The organism is Verminephrobacter eiseniae EF01-2 (assembly GCF_000015565.1).
Classification (GTDB): Bacteria; Pseudomonadota; Gammaproteobacteria; order Burkholderiales; family Burkholderiaceae_C; genus Acidovorax; species Acidovorax eiseniae.
Window position 1 is genome coordinate 5,018,546 of record NC_008786.1, and the last position, 17,451, is coordinate 5,035,996.

The window sequence follows — 17,451 nt, forward strand, 5'->3', positions numbered from 1 at the left end:
TTTCATTGCAGTGATTTGCGGGATGGCACGCCAGCGCCTGGGGCAGCAACGCGGCCGTTCAGAGCGCCAGCGGCTTGAGCAGTTCAAGCGCCAGATCCCGGGTCAGTGCCGCCACATCTTCGCGCTGTTTGAACAGGATGCCCGCCGTGTCGGCCACCACCTCGGGGTCGACCACGATGGTGTCGAGCGCGACCAGGGCCTGCGCCCATTCCACGCTCTCGGCGATGCCGGGGGCGCGCTGGAAGGCGTTGGCAAAGGGCTGGCTGCGCAGGCGGGCGACGAACTCGGCGACCTGTGTGGCCAGCGCCTGGCTGGCGTCGGGCACCTGGGCGCGGACGATGGCCAGTTCGCGCTCGCGCTCGGGGTAGTCGAGCCAGTGGTACAGGCAACGGCGCTTGACGGCGTCGTGCAGGTCGCGCGTGCGGTTGCTGGTCAGTATCGTGACCGGCGTGGCCGTGGCGCGCACGGTGCCGATTTCGGGAATGCTCACCTGGTACTCGCCCAGGTACTCCAGCAAAAAGGCTTCAAAGGGTTCGTCGGCGCGGTCGACCTCGTCGATCAGCAGCACCGCGCCGGGCGCCGGGGCTTGCAGCGCTTGCAGCAGGGGGCGGCGGATCAGGTAGCGCTCCTGGTAGACCTCGCGCTCGAGCTGCGCGATGTCGGCGCCCTGCCCTTGCGCGGCGCGCATGTGCAGCAGTTGGGCCGCGTAGTTCCATTCGTACAGCGCCTCGCGCTGCTCCAGCCCGTCGTAGCATTGCAGGCGTATCAGGCTGCGCGCGAGCACCTGGGCCAGCGCCTGCGCCAGCGCCGTCTTGCCGACGCCGGGCTCGCCTTCGAGCAGCAACGGGCGTTGCAGCCGGAGCGCCAGAAACACCGCCGTGGCCAGGCGCCGGTCGGCAAAATAGCCCGCGCGCTGCAAGGCCTGCACCAGGGCGTCGATGGAAGGCGGCGGCAGGGTCGGAGTGTTCATTGCCATATCGTTCAGGGTTTACGCAATCCGGGCGCGGACGGCGCCCGGCGCGGTCATCGGATCATCGGATTCAGGCGCTCCATGCTGCCGGAAACGCCAGACCGTACTGCCCGGCCGCTTCGCGCAGCATCGGCGCAATCGTCGGATGCAACGCCACGCCCTGCTCCAACTGCTGCGCGCGGCGCGCCATGCCGCGGTCGCCGGGCATGCGCACCTGCCCGACGCCGGGACGCGGCGGATTGCTGCGGCAAGCCTCGGCGATATGGTCCATCTGGCGCCTGAACGCCGCCTGGCCGCCAAAAGCCGCCGGATCGTACAGACTCATGAACACGGTGGCGCCCCAGCCTGTCGGCGGATCGGCGCGGCCGAAACCGGACAAGCCGCCGGTCAACGCTTCGATCAGCACCGCCAGGCCGAAGCCCTTGTGCCCCGCCGACAGTCCGCCAAGCGGCAAAATGCTGCCCGGCGGATCGGCCGCCAGCACGGCCGGATCACGGCTGGGATTGCCTTGCGCATCGAGCATCCATTCTTCTTCGAACTGCCGGCCCGCCTTGTGCAGCCGATTGCTCATGCCGTTGGTGGTGATCGACGCCGAGATATCGACCAGCAAGGGCGTGCCGGAAGTCGGGATGCCGGCGGCAATCGGATTCGGTGTGAATACCGCACGGGTGCCGCCGAACGGCGCCACGCTTTGCACCGCCGGATCGGAACTCGACAACACCATCAGGAAGCCCTCTTCGGTGGCCCGCAGCAAATACGCAGCGAGACAGGCGATGTGATGACTGTGGTGAATCACCAGCGCTGCCGTGCCGAGTTCGCGCGCACGCGCAATCAACGCATCGATGCCCTTGTGCACCAGCCATGGTCCCGGCAAGCGGCGACCATTCCAGACCAGCGCGGCGGGGCGGTCGGAGACGACGTCCGGTTCGCCGGAGGTCGTCATCGCGCCCTTGCTGACTTCCCTGACGTAAGGAACCAGCAGCGCCAGGCCATGGGTATCGTGTCCCAGCAAGTCGCCGTCGACCAGCGTGCGCGCCACCGCATCGGCAGGCGCCAGCGGCAAGCCGGCTTTTTGCAGCAATTGCGTGGAAAACTGCCTGAGTTCGGCAGCGGAAAAACGCTCGGGTGCGGCCATGGTGCAAACCATCCTTTCATTTGGCAGTGTCCGGCCAACCGATCGGTCAACCGATTTTGTTCGACGCCCGACCGGCCAGCACGGCTTTCATCAGAAAATCATCACACCAATGCCGGTTTCCTGCGCAAGCCGCGCAAGACCAGTGGCAACAGCCACAGCAATATCGTCAACACACCCAGTGTCCCCGCGATGGGTCGACTGAAAAAGGCCAGAAACTCACCGTCGGCCTTGATCATCGAGGTGACGAAATGCTCTTCCAGCATGCCGCCCAGCACCACGCCGAGTATCGTCGGCGCAACCGGGAAGCCATTTACCTCCATCAGATAGGCCAGCAAGCCGAATATCAGCATGGTGCCGACATCGGACACGCTGTTGTTGGTGGCATAGGAGCCGACGATACAAAACAGCAAAATCAGCGGCATCAGCACATTGCGCGGAACACGCAAAATCCGCTTGGCCAGTTTGATGCAGCCAAAACCCAGCGGCAGCATCAGCAGGTTGGCCAATATGAAGACCATGAAGATGGCGTATATCGAGACCGGATTCTGAACGAAGATCATCGGCCCCGGATTGAGGTTCTTCATGTACAGCACGCCGATCACGATGGCGGTGATCGAGTCTCCCGGTATGCCAAACACCAGCGCCGGAATCCAGGCACCGGCGAGCGCCGAGTTGTTGGCGGCCCCCGCCTCCACGATACCTTCGGGATGGCCGGTGCCGAACTTCTCCGGCTCTCTGGACATTTTCTTGCTCATCGCATACGACATCCAGGCCGCAATATCGGCACCCGCGCCTGGCAAAGCGCCAACCAGGGTCCCCAGCACACTGCCGCGCAGGATCGACTTCGGGTACTTGAGCGCCAGGTTCCACATTCCCTTGAATACATTACCCACGGGTCGACCATCGATGGGCATCGGTTCGTCTTTGGAGACCGCATAACGCAACACCTCGGACATGGCAAACATGCCGACCATCAGCGGCACCAGCGATACCCCTCCCAGCAGGTTGGCGTTATTGAATGTGAAACGCGGAAAACCCGCTGGATTGCCCATACCGATGGAAGCGATGAACATGCCCAAGAGCAGGGAGACAAAGCCTTTGAGCGGATTGTTCGAAGCAATGAAAATCGCGCAGGTCAACCCCAGCAAGACCAGCCAGAAGTATTCGAATGAAGAGAATTTCAACGCCAGTTCCGCCAGCGCGGGCGCAGCCAGGATCAGCACGAAAGTGCCAAACAGGCCGCCCACTGCCGAAAACACCAAACTGGCACCCAGCGCGATTTCACCCTGCCCCTTGCGGGTCATCGCATAGGCTTCATCGGTATAGGCTGCAGAAGAAGGCGTACCGGGAATGCGCAGCAGGCACCCTGGAATATCGCCCGAAAAAATCGCCATCGCCGTGGCGGACACCATCGCCGCCACCGCTGGCACGGCCGGCATGAAAAAGGTCACCGGCACCAGCAACGCCACTGCCATGGTCGCGCTCAGGCCGGGAATGGCGCCCATGAACAAACCAAACATGGATGAACCGAAAATGACCGCCAATACATAGGGGTCGAACACCTGCGCGAAAGCCGCATACAGATTTGCAAGCATCGTCGGCTCCATTACCAGGCAATGGATTCCAGCATGCCCCAAGGGAGCGGCACTTTCAGGAGTTTATAAAAGATGCAGTGAATACCCAGGGCACTGGCAATGGCCATTGGCATGGCGACCGCAAGGCGGGCGCCAAAGGTCATGGACAGCGACAGCAGCAAGATCGTGGCAGTCGGCAGAAAACCCAGCGCTTCGCAAGCGCAGATGTAGAACACCAGGGACAGCAGCACCAGCAGATAGGCAAAAACGGCGCGGCGCTCGCCGAACCACGGCGGCAGGCTGAACCAGGCTTCGGTACGCGTCTGCCGCAATCCTTTGCAGATCAGCAGGAATGCGCAGATCATGAATCCGCCCGCCAGCAATTGCGGAAACAGGGCGGGGCCCACTTGTTGCCTCATGGAAGGGAATGTGCCTGCGTAAATGAAGATGGCAGCAGCAAAAAGGGCAAGCAGCAAGCCTGAAAGAGTGTCATTGATTTTCATGGGCGGGCATTCGGCAGATTCATCGATGGCGTTGCGTCAACCAATGTCGGCCGCCATCTGCAATGGCAAATCCGTGCCAAGCAAGGCAAGGCCGGACAGGAAAACCGCGCCGCGCAGCATTGGCATCACCGCAGCGGCCCGTCAGCGCGCTGATGGGGCCATCCCCAGTGTTTTCAGGATTTGTCCCATGTCGGTGTCGCTCTTTTCCATGAATTTGCCGAACTCGGCCGAGTCGGCATACATCATGCCGAAGCCGCGACCGCCCATGAAGTCCTTGTACTCCTTGCTGTTGCAAATCTTTTGTATATGCCGCGCCAGCTTGGCCTGAATGTCGGCGGGCAATCCCTTGGGCGCAGCGATGCCGCGCCAGCCGCCCATGGTCCAGTTGCTGCCGGTCAGGCTCTTCAATGTCGGCACATTGGGATACAGCGCAGCCGGCGCATTGGCCATGATCACCATTGGGCGTGCCTTGCCGGCATCGATCAGTGGGCGCGCTTCGGGCAGCGATGCTGCGACGATGTCGACACCACCGGCAGCAAGATCAACCAGTGCAGGCGCGGCACCGTTGGACGGCACCCAGCGCACGGCCACCGTGTCCAGTTTCAGATCGCTCAGCATGCCTGCCAGACTCAGATGCCAGATGCCGCCATGGCCGGTGCCGGAAGCCTTGAGCTTGCCGGGCGCGGCCTTTACCGCCTTGAGCAGATCATCGAAGGTTTTGTAGGGAGATTCGGCGCTCACTGTCAATGCCGCCGGGTCGAAATTCAGCAGGGCGATCGGTGTGTAATCCCTGTAGCTCAATTGGGTCAGCCCCTGATGGTGCATCATCGCAATTTCGACCGTGGCCATGCCGATGGTGTAGCCGTCGGGCGTGGCGCCCGCGATGGCCTGATGCCCCACCACGCCGTTGCCGCCGGTGCGATTGACGACATTGACCGGTTGACCGAGTTCCTTTTCGAGCAAGGCGCCGATGATGCGGGCTGTCGCGTCGGTGCCGCCGCCGGCGGCCCACGGCACCACCAGCGTTACCGGGCGATCCGGCCATGCCGCATGTGCAGCACCAAAGGATAATGCGGATAATGCCGCTGCCGCCGTGACAACGGCCCGGAAGATTTTTCTGCGCATTTCAATCATTGTGTTTCCCGGTGAAGGTGGGTGAATATCGCCTTGCTTTGCCTGCTGCATCCGGCTGCGTTGCAAGCCCGTCGATGAACCATGTATTCCGGTACCGGTCATCACGCATCACGATATTGAGCAACCGCCCTGCCGACGCTGGCCACAGACGCCACAGACGAGTGATTTGCATGTGGCGCCAGTGCCATCGTTTGATTCATCAGAAAAGGCCCCTGCCACATCGCATGCCCGGTGCCGGAGACATACCAGTCCAGGCAGGGGTGCTGCCGGTGATCAACCCAGCATCTGCGCCACCGCCCGCTGCGTTTGCACACTGATCAAATGGGCGCGATAGGCGGCGCTGGCGTGGATGTCGGCGTTCAGTTCGCCGGCATCGATGCGCACTGCGGCGGCCGCTGCGGGGGTGAAGCTCTGGCTGAGCGCGGCCTCCAGGCCCCGGTGGCGGAACACGCTGCTGGCCGCTCCCGTGACGGCTACGCGCACGCCGCTGCCGGTTTGCGCCACGAACACGCCCACCAGCGAGAAGCGCGAGGCGGCCTGTTTGAATTTCAGGTAGGCCGCACGTTGGGGCACCGGAAAGCGGATGGCCGTGATCAGTTCGCCCTCGGCCAGCGCCGTGGTGTACATGCCGACGAAGAAGTCTTCGGCGCTGATTTCGCGCCGGTTCGTGATGACCGTAGCGCCCAGGCCCAGCACGGCGCAGGGGTAGCAGGCCGCCGGGTCGTTGTGGGCGACCGAGCCGCCCAGCGTGCCACGCGCGCGCACCTGACGGTCGCCGATATGCGCGGCCAGATCGGCCAGCGCCGGGATGGCCGCTTGCACATCGGCGCTGCAGGCCACATCGACATGGCGCGTCATCGCGCCAATGACCAGGGCGTTGCCTGCGCGGCGGATGCCGGCCAGTTCCTCGATGCCATCGAGGGCTATGACCTGCCCGGGGTTGGTCAGGCGCAGCCGCATCGAGGGCAGCAGGCTTTGCCCGCCGGCCAGTGGCCTGCCGCCGGCGGCGCTCAGCCGGGCTGCGTCGGCCAGGCTGGCGGGGGCTTCGTAGCTGAATGCGTACATGCGGGTGCTCCTCAGGTTTTGGCGCTTGGATTGGCTTGCTGGATGGCTTGCCATACGCGGTGGGGTGTTGCCGGCATATCGAAGTCGCGCACGCCCAGCGGGCGCAGCGCGTCGAGTACGGCGTTGATCACCGCCGGCGGCGAGCCTATGGCCCCGGCCTCGCCGCAGCCCTTGGTGCCCAGCGAGTTGTGCGTGCAGGGCGTGCATACATGGCCCAGTTTGAAATCGGGGAAGTCGTCCGCGCGCGGCATCGCGTAGTCCATGAAGCTGCCGGTGAGCAACTGGCCGGTCTCGCGCTCGTAGACGCAGTTTTCCATCAGCGCCTGCCCTATGCCTTGCGCCACCCCGCCATGCACCTGGCCTTCGACGATCATCGGGTTGATGATGGTGCCGAAGTCGTCGACCGCAGTGAACCGGTCCACCCGCGTGGCGCCGGTGGCGGGGTCGATTTCGACCTCGCAGATGTAGGTGCCGGCCGGGAAGGTGAAGTTGGTCGGGTCGTAGAACGCGGTTTCGTTCAGGCCCGGTTCGAGCTTGTCGAGCGGGTAGTTGTGCGGCACGTAGGCGGTCAGCGCCACCTGGGCGAACGGGATTTTCTTGTCCGTGCCGCGCACGCTGAACTCACCATTGGCGAAGTCGATGTCGGCGTCGCTGGCTTCCATCAGGTGCGCGGCGATTTTTTTCGCCTTGGTTTCGATCTTGTCCAGCGCTTTCATGATGGCAGCGCCGCCCACGCTGATCGAGCGCGAGCCGTAGGTGCCCATGCCGAAGGGCACGCGGCCGGTGTCGCCGTGCACGATGTCCACGCTCTCGACCGCGATGCCCAGGCGCGCCGCCACCACCTGCGCAAAAGTGGTCTCATGCCCCTGGCCGTGGCTGTGCGAGCCGGTGAACACGGTCACGCTGCCGGTGGGGTGCACGCGCACTTCGCCGCATTCAAACAGGCCGGCGCGCGCGCCCAACGCGCCGGCGATGTTCGACGGCGCAATGCCGCAGGCTTCGATGTACGACGAATAACCGATGCCGCGCAGCAAGCCCTTGGCCGTGCTGGCCGCCCGGCGCGCCGCAAAGCCCGCCACATCGGCCAGTTGCTGCGCCTGCGCCATGCAGGCGGGGTAGTCGCCGATGTCGTACTGCAACGCCACCGGCGTTTGGTAGGGAAAACTGGTGATGAAGTTGCGCTTGCGGAGCTCGTCCTGCTCCAGCCCCATCTCCCAGGCGCAGCGGCTGACCAGGCGTTCGAGCAAATAGGTGGCCTCGGGCCGGCCCGCGCCGCGGTAGGCATCGACCGGGGCGGTGTTGGTGAACCAGGCATCGACCTCGACATGGACCAGCGGCGTGCGGTACGGGCCGGCCAGCAGCGTAGCGTACAAGATGGTGGGCACGGCGCTGGCAAAGGTGCTCAGGTAGGCGCCCAGGTTGGCATCGGTGTGCACGCGCAGGGCCAGGAAGCGGCCTTCCTCGTCCAGCGCCATCTCGGCGTGGCTGCTGTGATCGCGGCCATGCGCATCGCACAGAAAGGATTCGCTGCGGTCGGCCACCCATTTGATGTTGCGCTGGAGCTTCTTGGCGGCCCAGGTCAGGCACACGTCTTCGGCGTACAAAAAGATCTTCGAGCCGAAGCCGCCACCCACATCGGGGGCGATCACGCGCACCTTGTGCTCGGGCAGGCCGAGCACAAAGGCCGTCATCAGCAGGCGCTCGACATGCGGGTTCTGGTTGCTCACATACAGCGTGTATTCGTCATTCGCGCGCTGGTAGCTGGCGATGACCGCACGCGGCTCGATGGCGTTGGGGATCAGGCGGTTGTTCAGCAGGTCGAGCCTGGTGACATGCGCTGCATCGGCAAAGGCCGCATCGACCGCAGTCCGGTCGCCGATGGCCCACTTGAAGCAATGATTGTCGGGGGCGATGTCATGCAGCGCTGCGCCAGCCACGGCGCCGGTCGTGCCTGCGGCGGCGTCGGCCACATGGACCACGGCGGGCAGCGCCTCGTAATCGACCTCGACCAGTTCCGCTGCATCGCGCGCCTGCTGCTGCGTTTGCGCCACCACCAGGGCCACATGGTCGCCCACATAGCGCACCTTGCCCTGGGCCAGGATGGGGTGCGGCGGCTCCTTCATCGGCGCACCGTTGGTGCTGGTGATGAGCCAGCCGCAGGGCAGGCCGTTGATCTTGTCGGCCGCCACATCGGCGCCGGTGAACACCCCCAGCACGCCGGGCGCGGCCCTGGCCGCGTCGGTGCGGATGCGCTCGATCCTGGCATGCGCATGCGGCGAGCGCACGAACACGGCATGGCTTTGCGCGGCCAGCACCACGTCATCGGTGTACTGGCCGGCGCCGGTCAGAAAGCGGTAGTCCTCTTTGCGCAGCAGCGACTCGCCGATATGCGGCAGCCTGGAAAAATCGGATGCACCCATGGTCTTTGCCTCCTTGGGAATGGATGGATGGTTCGGGGGTCCGGTCAGGCGGATGAAGCCATGGCCTTTTGCCCGGCCTGCACCGCACGCACGATGTTCTGGTAGCCGGTGCAGCGGCAGATATTGCCTTCGAGCAATTCGCGGATCTGGCCGGCATCGGCGTCGGGGTGGCTGCGGCACAGGTCGACCGCGCTCAGCACCATGCCGGGCGTGCAAAAGCCGCATTGCAGGCCGTGGCATTCCTTGAAAGCCGCCTGCATCGGGTGCAACGTGCCGTCGGCTGCGGCCAAGCCCTCGATGGTGGTCACCTCGGCCCCTTGCGCCTGCACCGCCAGCATGGCGCAGGACTTCACCGCACGGCCATCGAGCAGCACCGTGCAGGCGCCGCATTGGCTGGTGTCGCAACCCACATGGGTGCCGGTCAGCCTCAGTTGCTCGCGCAGCGCATGCACCAGCAGGGTCTCGGGAGGAACGTCAACACTGGCAGCGCGCCCGTTGACCGTGAACTGGACTTGCATCTGGCTATCTCCTATGCAGAGGGTGTGGCTGGATTGGGGCTGAACGTATCTTCGGCCCTGCCCATGTTCCAATCCCTAGGGGTAACCCTGTGATTCCCGGGTCGGCGCCGGATATTCTCCCAGTGAAACTTCTTGCACCGCACACGGCGCATCATGCGGCTCCCATTCCATTCCTGAATCATCCGTGCGCTTTGCCGGCGTCGCTTGCCACACATTCGTACTGTCTGCGCTGCGCCTTCGCGTTCACGAACGATTGGGAAATCGGATCAGGAAACTTGGGGCTTTGCACCATGCCCATCCCCGCCGACAGCCCACAGTGGCTCACCGCACACCGGCCCCGGGGCCAGGGCCTCAGCCGTGCGCCAATGCCAGCACCACGGCGTTTTCCTCCAGCACCAGCGCCACGCGGTGACCCGCCCGCAGGCCACTGCCCGGCATCGCAAAGCCCACCAACTGCAAGCCCGCAGCCAGTTCGGCCGACACCTCGTCGCCCGAGCTGCCGCGCACCACGCGCACGGCCTTGGCCGGCAGCCGCAAGATGCCGGGCTCTGCCGCCAGCGCTGCACCCGCGCGTTCCACCCGCACCGCCGTGGCCTTGCACAGCGCCTGCACCGCCAGCCCCGGCTGCAACCCCAAAAGCTCCGCACTCTCGCGCGTGATGCGCGCGGCCAGGTCGAGCGCGCCATCCGCACCATCCGCACCATCCGCACCATCCGCACCATCCGCACCACCCTCGCCATCCGTGCGCGCCAGTCGCAGAGGCACACGCACGATCTGCCCCTGCAACGCCAACGGCCCAACGGTGCACGGCAACTGGTTGCGCATGCTGGTGCGCAGCGCCAGCCGCGCCAGCGCAGGCCCTGCATCCGGCGCGGCCTGCCAGCGCGCCAGCACCGCACCGCGCGCCAGCGCCAGCGCATCGGCCGCCGCCAGCAATTCGCGCCCGGCCGCAGTCAACCGCGCCCCACCCCCGCCCGCACCGCCCACGGCACGCGCCACCAGCGGCGCGCCCGCCAGATTGGTCAACGTGTCCAGCGCCTGCCAAGCCGCCTTGTAACTCACGCCCACGGCCCGGGCGGCCTGCGAAATCGAGCCGCAGACGCCGATATGCCGCAGGATGTCGATGCGTTTGTCGGCATGGGCATGGCCCAGGGCGCCGGAGAGGGACAGGGTGGCAGGCATGGGGGGGATGATGCTTCAAGGAAGGCGCCGGGTGTAACCCATCCTCCGAGTCGCCTGCGGCCTGGCACAGCCCGCTGCGCGGCGCCCCTGGTCCGGGCTGCGCCTGTTGCATCGGGCGTGGGTGATGCGCAGCGTCATGAAAACCGGTTCGGGGTCTGCCCGTGCTTCATGCCGCTTACGGCTTGCAGCTTGGTGCGCCCGAAAACCATGCTTTGATCTGGTCGCTGCCCCTCGCCCGGCCCACCCTGGCCCACCCTGGCCCATTCTGGCAAAAGTGGCAGGCCGGGCCGGACAAAGGCACATCCCACACCTGACGCCCATCCTCTTTGCCGCTCGTCGAGATCGCGCCCAGACGCTGCTGCAACGCCTCATTCATCGCGACGAAGCTGCGTTCCGTATCGGCGCGGATGCTGCCAAAGACGGGCCCCGGCAACCAGCCCGGCAACCGTTCGCTGTGAATCAGTTCTCTGTCGCATCGGCCGGGATCGTGCGCAGACAGGGTGCGAAATCAGTGAGCACGCCCCACACCTGAGCGGCAGCGGCGTTTGCATCGAGTCGAATGCGGGTCATGATTTCCTTGTTCATCGAAATTCTGTGGATTGCGGTTTGACAGACCGCCGCAAGACGGGCCATCTGGCGTGAATCTCGCGCAGACCGTCCCGAACAGCGGCCTCACTGGCCCGGGCGCGCGGCCGTCCCGGCTCCCGCCCACAGGCACGGGCTTCCCCGAATCTCATTTTCCGTATCTTACGTAACAGTATTGTCCGATTCATGGTCGCTCACTTTGTCATTTTCTCCTTTGTGGTGACGATAAAACCGGACAGATTGCGCGTTACAAAACAGGACAGATTGAAAACTCTCGACATTGACGGTGCTCGTGTACCTACTTAGCATCAATCGAGTCCAATAAATGGATAAAACACAGCAATCGAGCACGGACTACTGGTCCGTCCAACGCCATCCAACATCGAGGAGACTGCTTTGACATCACGCCGCCGCATAATGACCGCCACGGTCCTTGCCCTCACCACCGCACTGGGCCTCTCTGCCTGTTCACAGGGTGGCGCAGGCTCGCTCACCTTCATGGTCTTCGAGACTCCCGCACTGGACGCCAAATTTTGGGATACCTCCATCGCCACCGCCGCAAAAGAGGTGTCCGGTGCCGCCATCAAAAAGATCGTGTCTCCCGATGCCGACCGCACCAAGTATGCAAAACAGTTGCAGGCCAGCGGCCAATTTCCAGACATTCTGGCCTCCATCAGTCCGAAAGATTTCGCCGGTGCAAAGTTGCTGAAGCCGTTCGATCAGAAGTGGCTCGATGACAACTTCCTTCAACCCACGGCCAATGCGATCGGTGGCGAAACATACATTCCGCCGACCAACTCGCAAATCATTCCGCTCGTCTTCTACAACAAGAAGATCTTTGCGGACAACGGCATCAGCGTTCCCACCACCTGGGCGGCCTTTACGGCGGCGATCACCAAACTTCGCGCTGCGGGTATCACCCCACTGGAACTTGCGGGATCGGAAACATGGGCAGCGAGCATGCCGCTGGTCGGACTGGCAAGTGCCGACGTGCTCGGCAAAGACCCCGCCTGGATCCAAAAGCTCTACAAGGGGGAGGCAAAACTCTCGGATCCAATCTTCGCCAACGCGATGCAGAAGGCGGTGGATCTCGTCAAGATGGGCGCCTACAGCCCGGCCGCGCTGAGCGTTGACTTCAAGACCGCAAACAGCAACTTTCTCGCTGGCAAGAGTGCGATGTATCCGATGGGAAGCTGGTTCACCGGATCGAGTTATGTCAGCGCCGCGCAAGCAGACAATATCGGAGTCTTCCCCTGGCCGACGGACGACGGCTCGGTCGTCATTCCGTTCAACGTGGGTGGCACCACCTCGGTCAGCGCGGCCTCCAAGAACGTGGACGCAGCGCAGAAATTTGCCCAGGCATGGTCGCTCGCACCCGCCAATCTCAAGGTGCTCATCGAGACCGACGGAGCCTTCCCGATGATGAAAAAGCTCGGCATCAAAGACTTTGGCGCCACGGTAAACGGCCTGTACAACAGCTCGTACTCCTACGTGACCGACAGCAATACCAAGGTGTCCTCCTTCGGGTGGGTCAACAACGACGACGCACTCGCACCGGGGATCAACGACTCCTTCTACGCGCTGGCACAGTCGGTGTTCTCTGACTCCGACGTCAAAAAACAGCTGACGAAACTGGACGCGGACTGGGCCGCTGCGACAAAGAAATAAGCACGCAGCGCGCCGTGAGGGTGTGGGGAATCCTGCTGATTCCCCGCGCCCTCACGCAGTTACTTGCAAAACCGCAGAAGGTACCGACAAGTGTCTACCCATGTTCAAACTCGCGCCCGACACAGAATCGGGCTCGCACCGCTTGCGCTGCTTGCACTCCTGCTGTACGCCGCATTCCTGATCTACCCGCTCGTGCAGAGCTTCATCACCAGCCTCACCAATCGCAACGTGCTCAACGCCACGAACGCATTTATTGGTTTCGCGAACTTCGCCGAGTTGGTGCACGACGAACGTTTCCTGCGCAGCCTGGGCTTCACACTCGTCGTGGTCCTGTTTGTCACGGTGGTCTCAAACATATTCGGTCTCCTGTTCGCAATGTTGCTCAACGGCCCGGCCCGGCACTACAAGATCATGCGAACACTCGTCTTCATTCCACAGGTTCTTTCGGGCGTCATCGTCGCGTTCATTTGGCGCAGCATCCTCACTGAGAATGGGCTGCTGAACTCAGTGCTGCAGGGCACCGGGTTGACGCAGCAGCCGATCTCATGGCTGGGCACACCGGCATTGGCGACACTCTCGATCTGCGTCGTCGTGAGCTGGATGACAATCGCCTTCACGACGGTCGTGTACACGGCGGCCCTGCAGTCGGTGCCAGCCGAGTTGCACGAAGCCGCTCGAATGGATGGCGCGGGGCCACTCAACCGCTTTTGCAATGTCACCCTGCCGATGATCGCCCCGGGCACCACCATTAGCGTCACCCTCACCCTCATCACAACCCTCAAACTGTTCGACGTCATCGCTGTTCTCACCGGCGGTGGCCCCGCCAACAGCACAAAATCGGTCGCGTTTTACCTCATTGACGTGGCCTTCACCAGTAACCGATTTGGATACGCTTCCGCAATCGCGATGGTGTTACTCGCCCTCACAGCCGTCCTGGCCTACGGGGTTACCTATCTTCTTCGTCGGCGGGAGGCCCACCTGTGAGCGCGCTTCTATTGAACCGGACTACACGTGGGCGAGCACTCGCCGCGTGGTTGGTCACGGTTGCGTTTATCGTTCCCATCTACATTGCGCTGGTCAGCGCGTTCAAGAGTCAATCGCAAATTCTCGCCAACCCCCTCGGGCCACCCGTGCCGTTCACCTGGGAGAACATCGGCAATGCCCTGTCCCGACCCGATGCCCTCATTCAAACCGGGCTTCTCAACTCGATCGTCGTGACGGCAGCGACCCTCCTCGTTCTTATCCCCCTCGCCGCCGCCGCAAGTTTCTGGATTTCGGAGCGCACCGGCTGGGTGAAATCTGGGTTGATTGCGCTCTTTGCGCTCGGCCTCATGATTCCACCACAGGTTGTGCTACAACCAATCGTGTCACTGCTGCAGAGCGTCGGTCTCGCAAACAGTTACCCGGGGCTGATCCTCTCCAATATCGGTGGCGGGTACATGTCTTTCGCGGTGTTTGTGTATGTCGGGTTCCTCCGAACCGTGCCACGGGATGTCATCGATGCGGCGCGAATGGACGGTGCCAGTGAACTGCGGGTGTGGTGGACGATCGTCATGCCGCTGCTACGCCCCGCAACAGCGACCGTGGGGATTTTCCTGGGACTCTGGGTGTGGAATGACTTCCTCAACCCGCTCTTTATCCTCGGCCCACTGCAAGGGCAGACCATCACCACCGGTATCTACCAGTCCCTGGGGCAGTACTCAACCGATTACGGACAGCTCTTCGGAATCATGTTCCTCGCTGCCCTTATCCCGGTCGTGGGCTATCTGGTCACACAGCGAGAATTCATTCACGGTCTCATGTCAGGAGCATCAAAAGGATGAGTGTGTCACTCGAGGCCCCTGCTCTTGACAGCGACGTTCCGGTGCCCGACGGTGCTATTCCGGTGCCCGACGGTGCCATTCTCCCGCTTGACAGCCTGGCCGGTGAGTGGATGTCCCGCGAGGACATCGTGCATCTGCCGTCACTGCGCAATCAGTGGGGTCAGGCCCATGTCAACGCCGATCTGAGTTCACTGTCCTGGCTCGCGATGCCGCCGTTCAGCGGCGGATACCACACCGGCTCACTCAGGGTTAATGGGGTGCCGCTCGCGGCAACCGCGTTCCGTTGGTCTGCGTGGGGTGTGCAGCGCAAACACGACACACCCGACCTGAGCGTAGAGACAGAAGTGCGGTTCGGTTTCCGCGAGCGGAACGTGAACTGGCGAATTCGGGTACAAAATAACTCCGCACAACCACAATCAGTGGCGCTCGAACAAGAACTACTCGCGATGATGGCACAGTCCACCGTTGACTGGGGGTGGACATACGGCACTCCGTGGAATCACGGACATCACCACGATTTTTACACCACCGAACGCATCCGTGCGGCGGTCACCGCAGAACACCCGACCCAGGTCAATGTTGTGGCAGAAGATGCCCGATGGATCCGCCTGGGCAGTCCGCGACTGCCCGGTATCCAGCGCGACGAAGACGACGAACCGATGCTGCTTGAGACCGAGTTACCCGATCACTCCACGAGTGACTCCGGACGCGTGCGCGCACCCGGAGTCACCGCCCTTGTTCGGAACATCATTGCCCGATCGGGGGTGGGGGAGACGATCTACCTCTCCCCCACCCCCGATGAGATACCCGTCACCCGCGATACCGATCTGCGGCTACGCCGCGTGCGGCTCGGAGAGGGGGGAATCCTGAGCCTTGCTGTATGCCTGAGCAACCCGGGCCAAACCGGTGTCATTGTCACCCACGGTAACCACCCCGATTCCCTCCAAATCAGCGTCGAGAACGGTCGGCTTGTGCTCAGCGCGGGTGGCGAGCGCGTTGCTTCCTCGGTCACTCCGGCGGCCGGTACGTGGCTGCAATTGGAGGCGCGGGTGTCTGCAGCAGGAGCGTCACTGCGGTTGGGCGGCGAAGAGATTGCCCGCACCGAACCGTGGTGGAATGGCCAACGCTGGCAGGCTGCGCGCCTCGCTGGCGTGGTGACAATCACCGATAAGCACAGTGAATGTGCCTCGGTCTTCGCCTTCCCGACCGAACCCGATGCAATCGTGGTGGCCGGATCTTGCGGGAGGGCGACGTGGACACGAGAACTTGCCGCGGGCCAGAGCACGGAGGTGGAGTTTGTGCTCGCCTTTGACACCTCGGTGGATATAGCGTGCCGTACCGCGGTACACGCCGCACGCAGTTTCGCTGCACGGTGGGATGCCACGGCCGACGCCTGGCGCACACTGTGGCGGAGCGCCTTTACCCCCGGAAATACAGAGTTTTCGGGTTACCTACCGACTCTGAGCACCGAAGATTCGGATGTCGCGCGCACGTACTACCTCGGCGCCTTGCTCGCGCTCTACATGCGGAACACCGGGGTGAGCAAACTTGGTCCGGTGTTCCTTACCGGCGGGCCACGACTGGGGGCAACGACCACGTATTTTTGGGAGCAAGCAGAGGTTGCCCGAATCGCATCGCTGTTGGAGCCCGTCGCGACGCGTGCGTGGATTGTCGCGGCATTCGCGCAACCATACACCGAGTGCCACTCGTTCGACACCTACGCAATGCTCCCGGTGGGCAACAACTACGCCGCAAATGCGACGTCGCTGTTCCACGTGGTCTCGGTATACCTCGGTGTCACCGGTGACACCTCCGTACTGACCGAAACCGCGGGCGACCGGTCGGTGCTCGACCACCTCCGCGGGCTGGCGGCACGCGCCCGGACGGGACGTGCGAACTTTGGCGATCACACCCTCATCGACTTTGGCAATGATGCGTGGGAGCTGCTCGAGTGTGTTCCGAACTATCGTCACGCCGTGGTGTCGTTCAACGCGGCCTTCGTGGGACTGCTGCAGCAGTTTTCGGTGTTGTGCACCCAGTTGGGGCATCCTGAGGAAGCGGCAGCGGCGGCGGATGACTCTGAGAAGCTTGCGTCTGCGGTGCTGTCCCGGTATGTGCCCGGAGGCCGGTGGTCAATCATGACTCCGGCGGGTGGCACAACCATCGGGCACTGTCTTGATTTCTTTCACGTCGCGGACCACCTGACCGCTCGACTGGGGCCCTCACAGCGCCAGGAAATGGTGGCGTTCGTGGCGGAGCATTTGCTAGAGGGCGACTGGATGCGTGCGCTTGATCCCGAGGATCCCATTGCACCCCAGTCGGACCGACCCGACCATGGGGCGGCCGGTGCTTTCTGCGGATGGCCCGGAAACACCGCGAGAGGGCTCGCCCGCCTCGGGCGCCGTGACCTGGCTGTTACGATCCTGCAGCGGGCACATCGCGCGACATCCGGGGCACTGTGGGGGCAGGCTATGGAAGCCGTGGGCAAAGGACACTACCGGGTCGCTGAACGCGGCGTGTCCAACCGGGACTCCCTCGGCGCTGTCGCGGTGACGGACGCGGTTCTCACAGCACTGTTCGGGCTGGAACTCACCCTCGATCGGGTGGGTACCGGGCAACTTGAGTCAGAACTCGGCACCCTCCGGAACGTCCGCGCTGCGGGATTCGATCTAGTGTCGCGTCACGGATCAGATGTCGTAGGCTGCGCGCAGCCATCGGAGCGCAGCGCAAGGCGCATCGCGCAGCCCATACCGAGCGTATTGGCAAGCGATGCAACGCCGCGATGCGCTTCGATGGCCAGCACAGACCGACAGATGATCGGTGACGCGACACTAGCGACCGCCCGTCGCGGATGAGAAGCGTCGCCGCGCGCGG

14 protein-coding genes are annotated in these 17,451 nt (G+C 63.5%); 4 read left to right on the top strand and 10 right to left on the bottom strand.

Features of this window, described 5'->3' with window-relative positions; genetic code table 11:
* Positions 1-58: 58 nt before the first annotated feature.
* From VEIS_RS21955 to VEIS_RS31275, 10 genes are all read right to left on the bottom strand, one after another.
* Positions 59-976, bottom strand: a complete 918-nt coding sequence (locus VEIS_RS21955) for an AAA family ATPase (RefSeq protein WP_011812219.1) — start codon at positions 974-976, stop codon at positions 59-61.
* A gap of 64 nt (positions 977-1,040) precedes the next feature.
* A complete protein-coding gene (locus VEIS_RS21960) occupies positions 1,041-2,105 on the bottom strand; it encodes an Ldh family oxidoreductase (protein WP_011812220.1) in 1,065 nt (354 codons plus the stop codon).
* Positions 2,106-2,206: 101 nt separating this feature from the next.
* Positions 2,207-3,700 (bottom strand): tripartite tricarboxylate transporter permease, encoded by a 1,494-nt coding sequence (locus VEIS_RS21965; RefSeq protein WP_011812221.1) that lies wholly within the window; start codon positions 3,698-3,700, stop codon positions 2,207-2,209.
* 11 nt (positions 3,701-3,711) lie between these two features.
* Positions 3,712-4,182, bottom strand: coding sequence for a tripartite tricarboxylate transporter TctB family protein (locus VEIS_RS21970; RefSeq protein WP_011812222.1), 471 nt, complete (start codon positions 4,180-4,182; stop codon positions 3,712-3,714).
* Positions 4,183-4,323: 141 nt separating this feature from the next.
* Positions 4,324-5,316: a tripartite tricarboxylate transporter substrate binding protein gene (locus VEIS_RS21975; RefSeq protein WP_011812223.1), complete on the bottom strand. Its 993-nt coding sequence runs from the start codon at positions 5,314-5,316 to the stop codon at positions 4,324-4,326.
* Between the two features lie 273 nt (positions 5,317-5,589).
* Positions 5,590-6,381, bottom strand: coding sequence for an FAD binding domain-containing protein (locus VEIS_RS21980; protein WP_011812224.1), 792 nt, complete (start codon positions 6,379-6,381; stop codon positions 5,590-5,592).
* An 11-nt stretch (positions 6,382-6,392) separates the two neighbouring features.
* Positions 6,393-8,801, bottom strand: coding sequence for a xanthine dehydrogenase family protein molybdopterin-binding subunit (locus tag VEIS_RS21985; protein WP_011812225.1), 2,409 nt, complete (start codon positions 8,799-8,801; stop codon positions 6,393-6,395).
* Between the two features lie 44 nt (positions 8,802-8,845).
* Complete coding sequence (locus VEIS_RS21990; protein WP_011812226.1) at positions 8,846-9,319, bottom strand: (2Fe-2S)-binding protein; 474 nt, start codon at positions 9,317-9,319, stop codon at positions 8,846-8,848.
* A 351-nt stretch (positions 9,320-9,670) separates the two neighbouring features.
* Positions 9,671-10,501, bottom strand: a complete 831-nt coding sequence (locus tag VEIS_RS21995) for a TOBE domain-containing protein (protein ID WP_011812227.1) — start codon at positions 10,499-10,501, stop codon at positions 9,671-9,673.
* Between the two features lie 459 nt (positions 10,502-10,960).
* Positions 10,961-11,086, bottom strand: a complete 126-nt coding sequence (locus tag VEIS_RS31275) for a hypothetical protein (protein WP_265259770.1) — start codon at positions 11,084-11,086, stop codon at positions 10,961-10,963.
* Positions 11,087-11,503: 417 nt separating this feature from the next.
* Here VEIS_RS31275 and VEIS_RS22000 point away from each other — a divergent pair, with 417 nt between their 5' ends.
* The 4 genes from VEIS_RS22000 (at position 11,504) to VEIS_RS29275 (ending at position 17,432) form a co-directional block, all read left to right on the top strand.
* Entirely contained in the window at positions 11,504-12,754 is a 1,251-nt protein-coding gene (locus VEIS_RS22000; protein WP_041950272.1) for an ABC transporter substrate-binding protein, read from the top strand.
* Positions 12,755-12,844: 90 nt separating this feature from the next.
* Positions 12,845-13,738, top strand: coding sequence for a carbohydrate ABC transporter permease (locus tag VEIS_RS22005; protein WP_011812230.1), 894 nt, complete (start codon positions 12,845-12,847; stop codon positions 13,736-13,738).
* A complete protein-coding gene (locus VEIS_RS22010; protein ID WP_011812231.1) occupies positions 13,735-14,577 on the top strand; it encodes a carbohydrate ABC transporter permease in 843 nt (280 codons plus the stop codon). Before VEIS_RS22005 ends, VEIS_RS22010 begins: the two co-directional genes overlap by 4 nt.
* Positions 14,574-17,432 (top strand): hypothetical protein, encoded by a 2,859-nt coding sequence (locus tag VEIS_RS29275; RefSeq protein ID WP_011812232.1) that lies wholly within the window; start codon positions 14,574-14,576, stop codon positions 17,430-17,432. The genes VEIS_RS22010 and VEIS_RS29275 overlap by 4 nt, the downstream gene beginning before the upstream one ends.
* The last annotated feature ends 19 nt before the right edge of the window (positions 17,433-17,451 follow it).